This is a genomic window from Arthrobacter sp. KBS0703, from assembly GCF_002008315.2.
GTDB lineage: Bacteria > Actinomycetota > Actinomycetes > Actinomycetales > Micrococcaceae > Arthrobacter.
Window position 1 is genome coordinate 140562 of record NZ_MVDG02000001.1, and the last position, 14433, is coordinate 154994.

Genomic DNA, 14433 nt, shown 5'->3' on the forward strand with positions numbered 1-14433 from the left:
CAGTAAAAGTTGTGCGGGAACGATGACCTCATCAAAGCCGATCCACACCTAACTGAGTCCAGGAGAACCCCCCCGTGAGCACCGAAACCGCCAAGAAGCCCTCCGTCCTGTTCGTCTGCGTCCACAACGCCGGCCGCTCACAGATGGCCGCCGCCTTCCTGACAACCTTGGCCAAGGGTGAAATCGAAGTCCGCTCCGCCGGCTCCCGGCCCGCCGACAAGGTCAACCCGGCCGCCGTCGAGGCCATGGGCGAGCTCGGCATCGACATGTCTTCCGAGATCCCGAAGGTCCTCACCGCCGAGGCTGTCAAAGAATCGGACGTGGTCATCACCATGGGCTGCGGCGATGAGTGCCCGTACTTCCCCGGCAAGCGCTACGAGGACTGGGTCCTGGAAGATCCGGCCGGCCAGGGCGTGGACGCTGTCCGCCCGATCCGCGACGAGATCAAGACCCGCATCGAGGGCCTGATCGCTTCCCTCATCCCCGCCGCCAAATAACCCCGCCCGGACACCACACCATGGATTCAGCGAAGAACCTTCCCGTCGCCGTCATCGGAGCCGGCCCCGTGGGTCTCGCCGCCGCGGCGCACCTGATCGAACGCGGCCTGGAACCGTTGATCTTCGAAGCAGGCCCGACGGCGGGCGCGGCCATCGAGCAGTGGCGCCACATCCGGCTGTTCTCACCATGGCGGTTCAACACCGACGCCGCCGCCGTCCGCCTGCTCGAAGCCTCCGGCTGGGAATCGCCCCGGCCCACGGCCCTGCCCTATGGCGGGGAACTCATCGACGACTATCTGACCCCGCTGGCCGCGCTGCCGGAGATTGCTTCCCGGCTGCAGACCGCCGCCCGCGTCGTCGCAGTGACCCGGCTGGGGCTGGATAAGACCCATGTCCGCAACCGCGACGCCATACCCTTCGTCGTCCGGGTCGAGCACGAAGGCGGCGAAACCCGCGACCACACCGTGGCCGGGGTCATTGACGCCTCCGGCACCTGGTCCATCCGCAACCCGTTGGGTACCTCAGGGCTGCCGGCCATCGGCGAAGACACGGCCGCTGACCGGATCTCCCCACCGCTGCCCGACGTCACCGGCCGCGACCGCACAGCCTTCGCCGGGCGCCGAATCCTGGTCGTCGGCGCCGGCCACTCTGCCGCCAACACCCTCATCAGCCTCGCCGACCTGGCCAAGGAAGAACCGGACACTCGGATTCTTTGGGCGGTCCGCGGTGCCTCCGCCGAGAAGGTCTACGGCCGCGGCGGCACCGACGGGCTTCCCGCCCGCGGCCAGCTCGGTGCCCGATAAGAGACAGGCCAGCTCGGTGCCCGCCTGCGCCGTCTCGTCGAGGCAGGCACCATCGAACTGCACACCGGCTTCGGCATCAGCTCGCTGAAATCCCTCGACTCGCAGGTGACCGTCGAATCCGTGGACGGCCGCATCCTGGAGGCCGACATCGTGGTGCCCTGCACCGGCTTCCGGCCCGATCTGGACATCCTGCGTGAACTCCGCCTCAACCTTGACCCTGCTGTCGAGGCTCCGGTGGAGCTTGGGCCGCTGATTGACCCTGAATTCCACTCCTGCGGCACCGTCCCTCCGCACGGTGCGAAGGTCCTGGCCCACCCGGACAAGGACTTCTACATCGTGGGCATGAAGTCCTATGGCCGTGCCCCGACGTTCCTGCTGGCCACCGGCTACGAACAGGTCCGTTCCGTCGTCGCCGCCCTGGCAGGAGACCGTGAAGCCGCGGAGACCGTCCACCTCGAACTCCCCGAAACCGGCGTCTGCTCCACCGACGCCGGCACCAGCTGCGACGTCCCCGCCACCGCCGGGACTGCGACGTCCGCGGCCTCCACGGAGAGCGGCTGCTGCGGCACACCCGAACCGGTGCTCGTCGGTTTCCCCACAGGACTGACCCACGGCCGCTCCGGCATCAACTAGGAATCCAGCCTATGAACCCATCGGTGGACTGCTGCCAAGTCCCCGGTTGACCCACTAACAGCCGACCCACTCACAAAGGAAACACACTCATGACCCAGGAAACACCCGACGCCCAGAAGACACCGACCGTGCTTTTCGTCTGCAGCAAGAACGGCGGCAAGTCCCAGCTCGCCGCCGGCCTCATGAACCAGCTCGCGGGCGGGGCCGTCACGGTCTATTCCGCGGGCACCAAACCGGGCAAGTCCCTCAATCCCCAGGCCGTGGAGTCCCTGACCGAGCTCGGCATCGACATCACCGGCGAACACCCCAAGCCCGTGACCGGCGAGATCCTGGACGCCGTGGACGCCGTCATCATCCTGGGCACCGAAGCGAAGCTCGAACCTCACGACGGCACCCGCTTCGAGGTCTGGGAAACGGACGAACCGTCGGAACGCGGCATCGAAGGCATGGAACGCATGCGTCTGGTCCGGGACGACATCAGTGCCCGAGTCCATAAGCTCTACGCGGAGCTCACCGGGAACTAGGCATGCCCGCCCCCGCGGTATCCGCCCGTCAGGACCCTGGACGGGTCACGCATGTCAGGAGGCGTCGGAGGGCCGGAAGGTGGCGCCGGCCATAACGGCTGGGGACCGGGATGGGGTTTTGGATGAGATACGCATGAAAGCTCCGCGGGATCGAAGGACGGAAATGGGTGTAGCAGGCACCGCCCCGCCGCAAGGGGCGGCGGGGCGGTGCCCGAACGTGCTGGCTAGAGGGCGGCCAGCAGTTTCTGCATTTCCTGGATTTCGGCTTCCTGCGCGCTGACGATGTCCTTGCTGAGTCTCACCGCGTCCGTGTTCTTGCCGGCGGTGTTCTCGGTTTTGGCCATCATGATCGCGCCTTCGTGGTGGGCGATCATCTGCTTCAGGAAGAGCCGGGCTGCTTCCGTGCCCTGGGCGGCGTCGAGCATCTTCATGTCTCCATCCCCCATCATCCCGTTCATCCCGTTCATGCTGTGGCCGGAGGGCCCCGTCATGGGTTCGTTCCAGCCTTTCAGCCAGCCGGTCATCATGTCGATTTCGGGTCCCTGGGCCGCCTTGATCTTGGTGGCAAGTGTGGTCACTTCGGCCGGAATGTCCTGCTTCTTGAGCATCGTCTCGCTCATCTGAACGGCCTGGGCGTGGTGCGGGATCATCATCTGGGCGAACGTGACGTCCGCGGCGTTGTGTTCCGCGGCCGAAGCGGGGGCAGTGGTGGAGGGCGCGCTGGACGAGGAGCTGCCTTGGTCCGTGCCGGGCGTGGATGTGCCGGAGGATCCGGCTCCGGAGCCGCTGGCGCAGCCGGCCAGGGCCAGTGCTGCGGCGATGGCAGTGGCGGAAAGGGGGAAAAGTTTCTTGTTCATGGGAAATCAGGTCCTTCAAAGATCAGTCGGCGCATGGCGCCGCACGGGAGTGTATCAGCGGATGCGGTCGGGCAGCCCAACGGGCGCCTCAGTAAGGGGGTGTGCGCCGGAAGTGGTTGTTCCCGGCGGACGGCTCTTTTACGTCCTGCTGATGGACAGCTCACCCGGTGAAGGACTGCCGGGAAGGTAGGAATAGGACCGGGGCACCGCCCCGGGTGCTGTGGCGTTGGAAACGGTGCCGAACACCGCGGTGCCCGGCAGCGGGGCGGACAGCGACCCGGTCTTCCCCAGCGGGGTGCAGGACACCGTCATCGTTGGCATGCCCGCGCAGCTATCGGAGCACGAGCAATGCTCCGCGATGACGCCGGGAGTATTGTGCCCGTCCGACGAAAGACGGGCCGGGGACGCCTCAGCGACCTCGTCCTCCGGATGGCCATGGGCCGCTGCGGGTTCTGCATGCTCCATTGCGGCGTCCGCGGCGGCGGTGAGGGCGGCCGGGGCGTGAATGCTGTGAGTGCCCGTGAGGACGTGCATGCCCAGGATCCCGGCGAGGACGGCCAGGAGGCCTGCCAGAAGGCCAGCGCGGTGGAGGGCCGCCGACACGGCGTTCCGGTGGGATGCGGTCATGAGGTTCCTCCTTCCGTTCGGGCTGCGATGTCTAGGCTACCGGGCGTGAACTGGTGGTGTTCCGGTATTCCCGGTCGTTTGGCGCCTTCCGGGTCAACGAACCTCGGCGGGGTTCAGTTTCACCCGGCGCAGCAGTTGGGCGTTCAGGGCCACCACAATGGTGGAGGCGGACATCAGGACCGCGCCGGCGGCCGGGGAGAGCACGACGCCGGCGAAGGCGAGCACCCCGGCGGCCAGCGGGACGGAGATGATGTTGTAGCCGGTGGCCCACACGAGGTTCTGCCACATCTTCCGGTAGCTGGCCCGGGACAGATCGACCATCGACAGGACCGCACGGGGATCGTTGCCTGCCAGGACCACACCGGCTGACTCCATTGCGACGTCGGTACCGGCGCCGATGGCGATGCCCACTTCGGCCCTTGCCAGGGCCGGGGAGTCATTCACGCCGTCACCGACCATGGCCACCTTCAGACCCCGGGCCTGAAGCTCGGCCACCTTTTTGTCCTTGTCGGCCGGAAGGACCTCGGCGAAGACCTCATCGATGTTCAGTTCCCCCGCCACGGCCGCGGCGACCTGGCGGGCGTCACCGGTGATCATCGCGACCTTGATGCCCCGGCGCTGCAGGGCGGCGACGGCCTGCCTGGACTCCTCACGCACCGCGTCCTCGAGGCTGACGGCGCCGAGGATCCGGGTCCCGTCCACGATGTGCAGCACGGCGGCGCCGCGCTCCATCCAACCCCGGCTGGTGGCTGCCAGGGCTTCAGGTTCTGCGAGGCCGATTTCCTTGAGAAGGGCGGGGCCGCCGATCTGGATGATGCGGCCGTCGATCGCGGCGCGCACGCCCCGGCCGGTCATGGAGCTGAAGCCCGATGCTCGGGGGATGGCGAGGCCATGCAGGCGCGCTGCACGGACGATGGCCCGCGCCACGGGGTGCTCGCTGTCCGCTTCCACGGCGGCGGCGAGGGCGAGCAGTTCGTCCTGGCTCACGCCCTCGGCCGTGGCGACATCCTTGAGTTCGGGTTCGCCTTTGGTCAGGGTGCCTGTCTTGTCGAACAGTACGACGCCGACGGTGCGCATGCGCTCCAGTGCCATCCGGTTCTTGATCAGCACCCCGGTGCGGGCGGCCTGCTCGGTGGAGATCGCGATCACGAGCGGGATGGCCAGGCCCAAGGCGTGCGGGCAGGCGATCACCAGCACCGTCACGGTGCGCGTCACCGCCTCGGGAACATTCCCCAGCAGGGTCCAGACGATAAAGGTGATGACCCCGGCGCCCGCGGCGAAATAGAACAGGAAGGCCGCGGCCCGGTCGGCCAGGGCCTGCGCCCTGGAGGAGGACGCCTGGGCCTCCGCGACGAGGCGCTGGATGCCGGCCATGGCGGTGTCGTCCCCGACGGCGGTGACGCGGACTTTGACGGTGTTGTCGGTGGCTACCGTTCCGGCAACGACGGCGTCGCCGGCGGACCGGAGCACGGTCTTGGATTCGCCGGTGATCATGGATTCGTCGAACTCGGCCTGCCCATCGATGACGGTGCCGTCTGCCGGCATCCGTGCCCCGGAACGGACCAGGACCACGTCCCCGGCGCGGAGGTCGGAGAGGCTCACGGTCTCGGTTCCGGTATCGGTGATGCGTTCCGCCTCGTCCGGCAGCAGGGCCGCGAGAGCGTCGAGGGCTCCCTGGGCGGAGCCGAGGGCGCGCATTTCGATCCAGTGGCCCAGCAGCATGATGGCTATCAGCAGGGCCAGTTCCCACCAGAAATCCAGGTCGAAGCCGCCGATTCCCAGGCTGGTGACCCAGGAGGCGACGAAGGCGACGCTGATCGCCATGCCGATCAGCAGCATCATGCCCGGTTGCCGGGACTTCAGTTCCTTCAGGCCGCCCTTGAGGAACGGCATGCCTCCGTAGAAGAAGATGATGGTTCCCAGGACCGGGGGGATCCAGGCCGACCCGGGGAAGTCGGGCGGCATATAGCCAAGCAGATGCGCGAACATCGGGCTGAAGTAGACCACAGGCACCGACAGCGCCAGGGTCAGCCAGAACCGGTCCTTGAACATGGCCGTGCTGTGCCCGGCGTGCTGGCCGTGGGTGTGGACGACGTGGTCATCGTCGGGGCCGTGTCCTCCATGGTGGCCGCCATGGGCGGGAGCAGTGGCGATAGCCGAGGCAGCCACGGGGAGTTCTTTACGGGATTCGGTTTCGCGCATGTCAGTTCCATTCATTCGAAACGGTTCGATAAGCGCTGGGGTTGAACGGCTGTGACGGCGGTGCAGCAGCACCGGCCTGGACATACCACTTCACTGACAACACCAGAAATATACCCCTGGGGGGTATGCAAGTCAAGGACCGGCGAAAGCGGGGAGGGCTAGGCTTGGACCAGATCGCCGCCGGGCCAACGTTAGGACGTAGGCTTCAACAACCGCAGACTCGGCCGGCAGGGCACGCGTAGACAGTTTCGGGCATCGAAAGGCTCATCATGCGCCTGTTTTCACGCCGGACTTCCGGACAGCCTTCGGATCCCGCTGGCGGCGCCCGCAAGTCGCGCCGCAGGCTGCGGGCCGCCGGCATCGCGGCGCTGATCGCGCTGGGACTGGTGCTCATCTCGACGGCGACGAACCTGATCCTTGAGCGGTCAGAGAAATCCAGCATCAGCCCCTATGGCCAACGCATCGCAATCAGCGGCGGCGGGATCAACGTGTACCGGAACGGACATGCCGGCCAGCCGATCGTCCTCCTCAGCGGACTGGGAACACCGGCGCCCGGCCTGGACTTCGCCCCGCTGATCCGCGAGCTCGCAGGCTTCGACATCACGGTGGTTGAAGGATTCGGCTACGGATACAGCGACATGAGCGCCGGCCCGCGGACCAACCAGAACATCAGCACGGAACTCCATGAAGTGCTGACCCGGCTCCACATCAAACAGCCATATGTACTGGCAGGACACTCCATCGCCGGCTTCTACACCCTGGACTATGCCAACCGCTATCCCGAGGAAGTGGCAGCAGTGATCGGAATCGATGCCACTATACCGAAACCGGGGAGCGAACCGGTCGAGGACCCGCAGCCGGGCATCAACTGGGAACGGGCACTCTCCGTCACCGGACTGGTCCGTGACGTCACCGCAATCGCGCCCGGCCTGGCGGCGCCGGACGGTGACGCCTACACCGCCGACGAGCTCGAACGCATGCGCCTGATGTTGAGCTGGAACTTCGGCAACGACGCGGTGGCCGACGAAACGTCCCGAATTGCCAACAACGCGGCGGCGCTGAGGGGTATCCACTATCCCGATGGGCTGCCCGTCCTGGCTTTCATCGCCGACGAGAAGACAGACTCGACACCAACCAAGACCGCTGCAGCCCAGGCCCTGCTGAACAACGTCAAACACCAGGAAATCGTTACGCTCGAGGGCGGACACTATCTGCACTGGACCCAGTCCAAGCGCATGGCAGAAATCATCACGGGGTTCCTCGGCAAACAGGGGTAACCAACAACGCTCTTGTGCCAGCAGCCGCCGTAGCCGTCGTCGAAAGCCAGCCGCCGCCGTCGAAAGTCTGACGCCGAAACTCAGCAGCCGCCGTCGGACGTCAGCCGGGCCTGTTCTGCGCCACGTACGCCCCCACATTGTCCCGGCCCAGCGCCGCCCCGACGGCGGAGAAGGCGCCGTAGTCCGGCAGGACGATGGACTGCCCGTCGGTGCTGAAGCCGAACCCGGCGGTGGGCATGTTGAAGAACACGGCGTCCTGCAGGCGGACGTTCCGCAGGCTGTAGGCGAGGCTGGCGAGCGTGGCCGCGTTCAGGCCCTTGTCCACCTGCATGTACCGGGATGCCGTGCTGACCACCTTGTACAGGGTCACGGGGTTGGACAGGGTCTTGGCGGAGAGGAGCTTGGCCAGTGTGGCGCGGATGAAGGTCTGCTGGTCCCTGATCCGCTGGAAGTCGCCGTCGGCAAACGCATGGCGCTCGCGGACGAATTCGAGCGCCCGCTGGCCCTGCAGTCTGTTCACGCCGGCGGGAAAGTGCTGGTGCGTATCGAATGTTGCGGTGAACGCTTCCTTGACGTTGACGTCCACCCCGCCGAGCGCCTCGGTGATGCCCCTGAAGCCCTCGAAGTCCATCATCATGACGTGCTGGATCTTCTGGCCAAACAGCGATTCCACGGTCTTCACGGCCAGGGGCACGCCGCCGAGCGTCAGCGCCGAGTTGATTTTCGCTTCGCCGTAGCCGGGGATGGGCACCCAGGTGTCGCGCATGATCGAGATGCCGTACAGGTGCCTGCCGTCCCGCGCGAGGTGGACCAGTATCATGGCATCCGCGCGCTGGTCGGGCAGGCCATTGGCGGCCGGGGGATCGCCGCGGCGGTGGTCGCTGCCCAGCACCAGGATGTTCATGGGCAGTGTGGGCGCGGCCGGCGGCTTCAGCGGCGTGGCGGTGGGGGACGGTTTCGCGGCGGGCGTCAGCGTGGGCGTGGCGGTTGCGGACGGGCTCTCGGTCTCGAGCGTGGCCGTTTCGGTATTCCAGATCCTCGCCAGGTTGAAGATGAAGCCGGCGGCCACCAGCGGGATCACGATCAGTGCCGCCAGCAGCACCCTGAAGGCCGTCCGCTTGCGCTTCGCGGGTCCTCCGGAGGGGGCTGCGCCGCCCGTCTTCTCCGGGTCAGGCCGGGGTTCCATGAACGGACCGTACCACCAAAGTTCTCCGGAAAGAACGACGGCGGCGGGCAGGTTTTTCGTGATGGCCGGAAGGCATGTCCCACGCATCGCTGCGCCGGTATCAGCTGCCGGGCAAGGCTGCCTCAACTTCAGTCAGGCCGACATAATGAAGCCAGACGGTCGGCGTATTCCACGTCGCGGGCCGTGGCTGACGGCGGGAGGACATTGGGTGAATCCGACGAAGGAACAAATCCTGGCGGGGTACAGCCGTGCCCGCCGGGAACTGGACGCCTGGTTGGAAGGCGCTACGGCCGAGGACCTCCGGCGCAGGAGCAACGGCACGAAGTGGACCAATGAAGAACTGCTTTTCCACATGGTGTTCGGATACATGGTGGTCCGTGCGCTCCTTCCCCTGGTCCGCACTGTCAGCAGGCTGCCCGTGCCCGTCGGCAAAGTGTTCGCCGCGGTGCTGAATGCCGGGACCCGTCCCTTCGATGCCGTGAACTATTGGGGGTCCCGCGCGGCCTCGTTGGTCTACAACAGGAGGCGGATGGGCCCGAAACTCGGGAAGACCATCGCTTCGCTGTCACGACGGCTCGAACGCGAGACCCCGGGCACCCTGTCCAGGTCGATGCCGTTCCCTGACAGGTGGGACCCATTCTTCGCACCACGAATGACGCTGAACGATGTCTACGCCTACCCCACCCTCCACTTCGACTTCCATGTCAGGCAGCTGAGCCTTTCCCCGCGCGAAACGGGACCGTGAGCCTGATGCCGGGGTAGGGGCAATCTGGCCCTCTCCTGGCAGTTCTCCGCCAAAGCAGGTCGGTGACCAGGTTCAGCAGCCGCTCGGCGTTGCGGTGGACTATGGCCAGGTACTGGGTGACGTCGGCGGGGCCGGCGTTAGGAGGGGACGTTCAGCCGGGCGAAGCGCAGGATGGAGATGATGGACGGGGCCAGTTCGTCCTCCATCTGGCGGTAGTACTCGGGGCTGCGGCGGTAGGGGTCGACGACGTCGTTGTCCGCGGCTTCCGGTGCAAGCGCCAGGTGCCTCACGGAGGCGGCCCGTGCCGGGAGCTTGCGCCACAGCTTGGCGTTGGCGGAGATTTTTTCGCCATTCAGCAGGGCCGCCTCGGCCGCTTCGCCTCCGCCGGCGTGGCCTTCCCGCTCCTCGAGGACATCCAGCATCCGGGCGAACTCGCGGATGGTGAAGGTCCGCTTCAGGAGCGAGGCGTCCAGCTGGAGCACATCACCGCGGTGTCCGGAGGTCATGGTGAGCACCAGGTCCACCTTGCGCAGGATCTTGCCGGTGAGCTGGCGGGCCGCGAAGCCGTCCGCGGTGCCGCCGAAGGTATGGATGATGTCCGCGGACAGCGGCTGGACAGGATCGCCCACCATGGCCCGGGTTCCGGCGCTGCGGACCTCGAAGCCGCCGGGCAGCACCTGGTCCAGCCCGGCCTGCAGCAGCCGTTCCGCCACGGGGGAGCGGCAGATGTTGCCCGTGCAGACGGTCAGTATTCGGACTGGTGATGGCGATTCCACGTGTTGGCTCTTTCCGGCGGCAGAGGCGGACAGGTCTGTCCGCATATTTCAACTTAACACGCACAGGCCCGGTGCCTCCGGGGGAATCGCCTGCGGCCCGGAACCCGATCAGGGAAGCGCCTTTCCCATGGAACTCTCAGGTTCACTTCATCTGGCTGCCGGGGACCCGGTGGCACGATGGGACCTTGGATGGACGGGCGCTTCGGCTCGGCTTCAGGAGGCAGGATCTGATGAACGCTGGCCACAGCCGCATACGGAACGGAGGCAGCGGGAACCTGCGCCGCGCCTCCACCATGCTGGGGTGCCTTGCGCTGGTGGCGGCGCTCGCCGCCTGCCAGCCCGGCCCCGGTCCCGGACCGTCTCCCTCCCAGTCCACCACTCCTCCGCAGTCCGGATCGCCTTCGCCGTCCGAGTCGCCATCGGGGTCAGCGTCGACTTCCCAGGCCGGGTCCAATTCCCCGTCCGCGGCGGCAAAGCCAGGGCATGTGTTTGTGATCAACCTCGAAAACAAGTCGTACCGGGACATCTGGGGCCAACAGTCTGAAGCCCCGTACCTGTCCGGGACCCTGCGTCCGCAGGGCGAGCTCCTGAGGCAGTACTTCGCGATCGGCCACTCATCGCTGACCAACTACATCGCCCAGCTGTCCGGTCAGGGGCCCAACCCTGCCACCAGCGACGACTGCCCCACGTATGAGCCCTTTAGCGTCACCGGAACAGCATCCCAGGGCCAGCTGCAGGGCAGCGGCTGCGTCTACCCCGACTCCGTACCCACGCTGGCCGGCCAGCTCAGTGCCGCGGGGAAGACGTGGAAGGGCTACATGGAGGACATGGGGACACCGTGCCGCCATCCGGAACCTGGCGCCCGAGACACGAACCAGAAGGCGCGCGCGGACGACCAATACGCCACCAGGCACAACCCGTTCGTCTACTTCACCGGGATCACGTCCTCACCCGAGTGCCAGAGCAACGTGGTGGACTTCAGCAACCTCGCCACCGACCTCCAGTCGGCCTCCACCACGCCGAACCTGTCCTACATCAGTCCCAACCTGTGCAACGACGGCCACGACAGCCCCTGCGCGGACGGCCGCCAGGGCGGCCTTGCCACCTCGGACGAGTGGCTCCGGCAGCACGTCCCGGAGATCCTGTCCTCCGCCGCCTTCAAGCAGGACGGGCTCCTGGTCATCACCTTTGACGAGGCCAGGGGGAAGGAGACCGCCGATTCGTCGCTGCCCGGCGGCGCCGGCGGCGGCCGGGTCGGAGCGCTCCTGCTGTCACCGCTGGTCAAGGCCGGGTCAGCCAGTGACCGGCCCTACAACCACTACAGCCTGCTGGCCAGCATCGAGGACGCCTTTAACCTTCCCTATCTCGGCTATGCCGCGGCCCCTGACCTCAACCGCTTCGGGTCCGACGTCTACAACGCCGGCTCCTGAGAAGTGCCGACGCTGACACGTCGGTCAGATCACGGGTGCGCCCGGGGACGGGCCAGCAGGCCGCGCGCCAAGGTGAGGCCCTGGCCCAGTTTGACGGTGGGGAGGTACGCCCGGGTGATGGCGTTGGCAATGGCGGGTAGTGCGGCAGCATCCGGGAAGAGCATGTACATGGGCGTGTAGTCCGGCTTGAACTTGGCCTTGAAGGCCAGAAGCGACCGGAAGCCGTAGACGGGTTCCAGCATGGCCCCCAGCCTGTCGAGCAGCCGGTCAAGGCCGCCGTCGGTGTCTTCCACGGGGTGGGACGCCAGCGGATCCCGGGGCGGGCGGGCCAGCGGGGCGCCGGAGAGACTGATGAACTCGCAGCCTTCGTCCTTGAGGCTCAGTGCCGCGGAGGCGATGAGGAAGTCGATGGCGGCGCGGAACCCGTTGCTGCGCCGCCGCATGAAGTCCAGGGTCCAGCCGACGATGCGGCCGTTGCGGTAGACAGGCAGCCAGGACGCCACAGCGTGGACCGTGTGGTTGCCGTCCACGGCGAGCAGGCAGCGGACCTCGGGGTCGTCCAGCTCGTCCAGGCTGCCCAGGGTGAAACCCATCTCGGGCACCTTCTTGTCCGCCACCCATTCCTCGGACAGGGCCTGGATCTGGGCCTGCACCGAGCGGGGAGCAGCCGCGTACGTGGTCCACTCCGCGCGGATGCCGGACTTGGTCGCATTGTTCAGGGCGGTGCGGACGTCCTGGAACTTCTTGCCCCGGAAGGACAGGGAGTGCAGGGGCAGGACGGTCTCGTGGGCCACCTGAACGGATCCCCAGCCCAGGGAGGAGGCGTGGTTGCGGAGGTCCTGCGGCACGAAGTAGAAACACGGTGTCCACCCCTTGAGCCGGCAGTGGTCGGCGAACTCCCCGAAGGCGGACTCCCTGTCTGACCGCGGCCCCACCGGGACGCCGAGGGCCAGCGCCACCCCGGCGATGACCCGGTACGCCACGAAGCTCCCGCCGGAGGAAAACCAGTAGCTGTTCCCGGCCCAGGTTGTCATCCAGGACAGCGAGCTGCCCTCGTGCGCCTTGAGGATGGCCCGGGCCCGGTCCTCGTCGGAGCTGTGCCGGCCATGGGCCGGCCGCAGGAAGGTCCGGAGCAGCAGGGTGCCGGTGACGGCCCAGAAGACGACGCCGATGCCCTCGTACAGGAGCACGGCTGCGGTGCTTTCGGGAAAGAAGGCGGGGGACAGATCCATCAGGAAGCCCAGCGGAAGAAACCGGTCCGGCACGTCGGCGATCAGTTGGGGCAGTCCCGGCGCGGGCGTGAAGCCGCCGGCGAGCGCCAGCCCCGCGCCCACATACGCAGCGCCAAGCAGAACCCAGGCAACCACCACGCGGCTGGCCAGCCGCAGGTAGGTTCCGGGCGGGGCATGGACAGGGAACAGCGTCCGCCCCAGGAACAGGACCGCCGTCAGGAAAACCGGCAGGAGCATGGGCAGCACCAGGCTGAGCGGATGGGAATAGGCGGACAGGTCGATCCCGCCCACCCCTTCGCGGCCCGCGGGGGGAACCGCAGGCTGCAGGACTCCGGCAATGGTGATGACGGCCAGCACGGACAGTGCCACCTGCATCAGCAGCACCGCAGCCCACGCGAACCGGCGGCCGCGGCGGAGGCCGTCCGCGAGCAGGAGCAGCAGAAACGACGGAAGGATGGCCATGAAGAGCCCGCCGGCGCCGCCCGCTGCTGCAGCTGGGCCGCCGCGCAGTCCCTGGCCTCCGCCGGGTGGGAGCAGAACGCCTGCAGGGTCTGCGGGTCAACGGGCTGGATATTCGTGAACAAGTACCGCAGAACGGACAGCGGACCCACCGCGTGCGGCGCCAGCCCCGCCACCACCGGACCCACAGCCGCCACCACCACGAGCAGTGCCACCAGGACGCGGCCCTCGTGCCGGGACACGGCGGGGCGGCCGAACCGCGGCGCCCGGCCCAGCAGCAACGGGCCCAGGAGCGTGCCGGCAACGGCGGCCCCGAGCCGGACCAGGTCTTCGAAACCGCCCGCGTAGAAGGCGAACAGCATCAGCACGGCAAGGATGACCACGCGGATGCGGCGCCGCCACAGGGTGGGGGTGGCGGCGGTGGCGGCCATGGCGGCCCCGCAGGCCAGCGCGCTGGGCCCCACGAAGTAATGCCCGCTCATGTCCCGGGTCCAGCTGCCCATCAGTGATCCGGCCACCGCCAGGAAGCCGAGCGTGGCGGCGATGCCCAGAACGTGTGCGCCCACTGCCGCCGCGGCGAAGCGCAGGCTTCCCAGCTTCCGCTCCAGGGGTATGCCGGCGAGCAGCACCAAAGCCGTGCCCAGCACATACCCCGGCAAGCCCCGCTCCCAGAACCCGGATAAGAGCACTGCCCACCAGTCTCCGGACAGGGAATGCACGGTGCCCTCCACGTGCGGTCGCAATGCTTCGGGCGGGCCGGACGCGAGGCTGGAGGACAGAGCGCCGGCGGTCCAGAACACGGCAACGAACCACAGGGTGGCGGGGGCGCCGCGGAGAAGGCCGGACCAACCGCGAAGGGTCCGGGGATCCAGCCGGGAATCCGGCCGGGGGCCCGGGGGAAGGGAGGGCCCGGGGTGCGGCAGCGGCATCGGGACTCCTTTCGCGGGCGGACGGAGCTGGCCGCCTTAGATTCTCCCACAGGCGCGTGCAGCGGGCGCGTTTCGGCCAGCTGGTGAGCGCCGGACGGTGGTGGCGCATGGGCGCCGGCCTGTGAGGACGCCGGCGGGATGGAACCCGCGCCGAGCCTGCCGGGCCCACCAATCCGGGGTGGCAACCGGGACGAATGGCCATCGCTGTTCAAGGTTTCTCCACGCTGGTTTGCCTAGCCTCGGAGTTGTTACACCG

General features: G+C 67.6%; 12 protein-coding genes and 1 pseudogene. 6 read left to right on the plus strand and 7 right to left on the minus strand.

The features are described from left to right. Positions 1-74 precede the first annotated feature (74 nt). From B1A87_RS00660 to B1A87_RS00670, 3 genes and pseudogenes are all read left to right on the plus strand, one after another. Complete coding sequence (locus B1A87_RS00660; RefSeq protein ID WP_078028735.1) at positions 75-497, plus strand: arsenate reductase ArsC; 423 nt, start codon at positions 75-77, stop codon at positions 495-497. Between the two features lie 20 nt (positions 498-517). Further along, positions 518-1933 (plus strand): annotated as a pseudogene (locus tag B1A87_RS00665) (FAD-dependent oxidoreductase). Between the two features lie 89 nt (positions 1934-2022). Beyond that, on the plus strand, positions 2023-2457 hold the full coding sequence (locus B1A87_RS00670) for a low molecular weight phosphatase family protein (RefSeq protein ID WP_078028733.1): 435 nt from the start codon (positions 2023-2025) through the stop codon (positions 2455-2457). 224 nt (positions 2458-2681) lie between these two features. On the opposite strand, the gene B1A87_RS00675 is transcribed toward B1A87_RS00670, so the two are convergent. From B1A87_RS00675 to B1A87_RS00685, 3 genes are all read right to left on the minus strand, one after another. Next, positions 2682-3314 (minus strand): DUF305 domain-containing protein, encoded by a 633-nt coding sequence (locus B1A87_RS00675; protein WP_078028732.1) that lies wholly within the window; start codon positions 3312-3314, stop codon positions 2682-2684. Between the two features lie 138 nt (positions 3315-3452). After that, on the minus strand, positions 3453-3941 hold the full coding sequence (locus B1A87_RS00680; protein WP_078028731.1) for a hypothetical protein: 489 nt from the start codon (positions 3939-3941) through the stop codon (positions 3453-3455). 93 nt (positions 3942-4034) lie between these two features. After that, a complete protein-coding gene (locus B1A87_RS00685) occupies positions 4035-6143 on the minus strand; it encodes a heavy metal translocating P-type ATPase (RefSeq protein ID WP_260680555.1) in 2109 nt (702 codons plus the stop codon). A 269-nt stretch (positions 6144-6412) separates the two neighbouring features. On the opposite strand from B1A87_RS00685, the gene B1A87_RS00690 reads away from it, so the two are divergent. Then, positions 6413-7420 carry an alpha/beta fold hydrolase gene (locus tag B1A87_RS00690; RefSeq protein ID WP_078028729.1) on the plus strand — a complete coding sequence of 336 codons (1008 nt, stop codon included), beginning with the start codon at positions 6413-6415 and terminating at the stop codon, positions 7418-7420. Between the two features lie 100 nt (positions 7421-7520). On the opposite strand, the gene B1A87_RS00695 is transcribed toward B1A87_RS00690, so the two are convergent. Then, the gene (locus B1A87_RS00695; protein WP_078028746.1) at positions 7521-8606 is read right to left on the minus strand and encodes an LCP family protein; all 1086 of its coding nucleotides are present in this window, start codon (positions 8604-8606) and stop codon (positions 7521-7523) included. 208 nt (positions 8607-8814) lie between these two features. On the opposite strand from B1A87_RS00695, the gene B1A87_RS00700 reads away from it, so the two are divergent. Beyond that, positions 8815-9351 (plus strand): DinB family protein, encoded by a 537-nt coding sequence (locus B1A87_RS00700; protein ID WP_185982186.1) that lies wholly within the window; start codon positions 8815-8817, stop codon positions 9349-9351. A 137-nt stretch (positions 9352-9488) separates the two neighbouring features. Here the strand turns inward: B1A87_RS00700 and B1A87_RS00705 are convergent, their stop codons facing one another. Continuing rightward, the gene (locus B1A87_RS00705; RefSeq protein WP_078028745.1) at positions 9489-10127 is read right to left on the minus strand and encodes a low molecular weight phosphatase family protein; all 639 of its coding nucleotides are present in this window, start codon (positions 10125-10127) and stop codon (positions 9489-9491) included. Positions 10128-10357: 230 nt separating this feature from the next. On the opposite strand from B1A87_RS00705, the gene B1A87_RS00710 reads away from it, so the two are divergent. Continuing rightward, positions 10358-11557: an alkaline phosphatase family protein gene (locus B1A87_RS00710; protein WP_260680556.1), complete on the plus strand. Its 1200-nt coding sequence runs from the start codon at positions 10358-10360 to the stop codon at positions 11555-11557. A 29-nt stretch (positions 11558-11586) separates the two neighbouring features. On the opposite strand, the gene B1A87_RS23390 is transcribed toward B1A87_RS00710, so the two are convergent. Both B1A87_RS23390 and B1A87_RS23395 read right to left on the minus strand, forming a co-directional pair. Then, a complete protein-coding gene (locus B1A87_RS23390; RefSeq protein ID WP_260680557.1) occupies positions 11587-13251 on the minus strand; it encodes a bifunctional lysylphosphatidylglycerol flippase/synthetase MprF in 1665 nt (554 codons plus the stop codon). Then, positions 13164-14177 carry a rhomboid family intramembrane serine protease gene (locus B1A87_RS23395; RefSeq protein ID WP_260680558.1) on the minus strand — a complete coding sequence of 338 codons (1014 nt, stop codon included), beginning with the start codon at positions 14175-14177 and terminating at the stop codon, positions 13164-13166. Before B1A87_RS23395 ends, B1A87_RS23390 begins: the two co-directional genes overlap by 88 nt. Positions 14178-14433: the final 256 nt, after the last annotated feature.

What these genes read in the sequence shown, in the direction of transcription:
- B1A87_RS23390 (WP_260680557.1), bottom strand. Translation starts at nt 13,251, where the DNA reads ATGGCCATCCTTCCGTCGTTTCTGCTGCTCCTGCTCGCGGACGGCCTC.
- B1A87_RS00685 (WP_260680555.1), bottom strand. Translation starts at nt 6,143, where the DNA reads ATGCGCGAAACCGAATCCCGTAAAGAACTCCCCGTGGCTGCCTCGGCT.
- B1A87_RS00675 (WP_078028732.1), bottom strand. Translation starts at nt 3,314, where the DNA reads ATGAACAAGAAACTTTTCCCCCTTTCCGCCACTGCCATCGCCGCAGCA.
- B1A87_RS00670 (WP_078028733.1), top strand. Translation starts at nt 2,023, where the DNA reads ATGACCCAGGAAACACCCGACGCCCAGAAGACACCGACCGTGCTTTTC.
- B1A87_RS23395 (WP_260680558.1), bottom strand. Translation starts at nt 14,177, where the DNA reads ATGCCGCTGCCGCACCCCGGGCCCTCCCTTCCCCCGGGCCCCCGGCCG.
- B1A87_RS00690 (WP_078028729.1), top strand. Translation starts at nt 6,413, where the DNA reads ATGCGCCTGTTTTCACGCCGGACTTCCGGACAGCCTTCGGATCCCGCT.
- B1A87_RS00695 (WP_078028746.1), bottom strand. Translation starts at nt 8,606, where the DNA reads ATGGAACCCCGGCCTGACCCGGAGAAGACGGGCGGCGCAGCCCCCTCC.
- B1A87_RS00680 (WP_078028731.1), bottom strand. Translation starts at nt 3,941, where the DNA reads ATGACCGCATCCCACCGGAACGCCGTGTCGGCGGCCCTCCACCGCGCT.
- B1A87_RS00710 (WP_260680556.1), top strand. Translation starts at nt 10,358, where the DNA reads ATGAACGCTGGCCACAGCCGCATACGGAACGGAGGCAGCGGGAACCTG.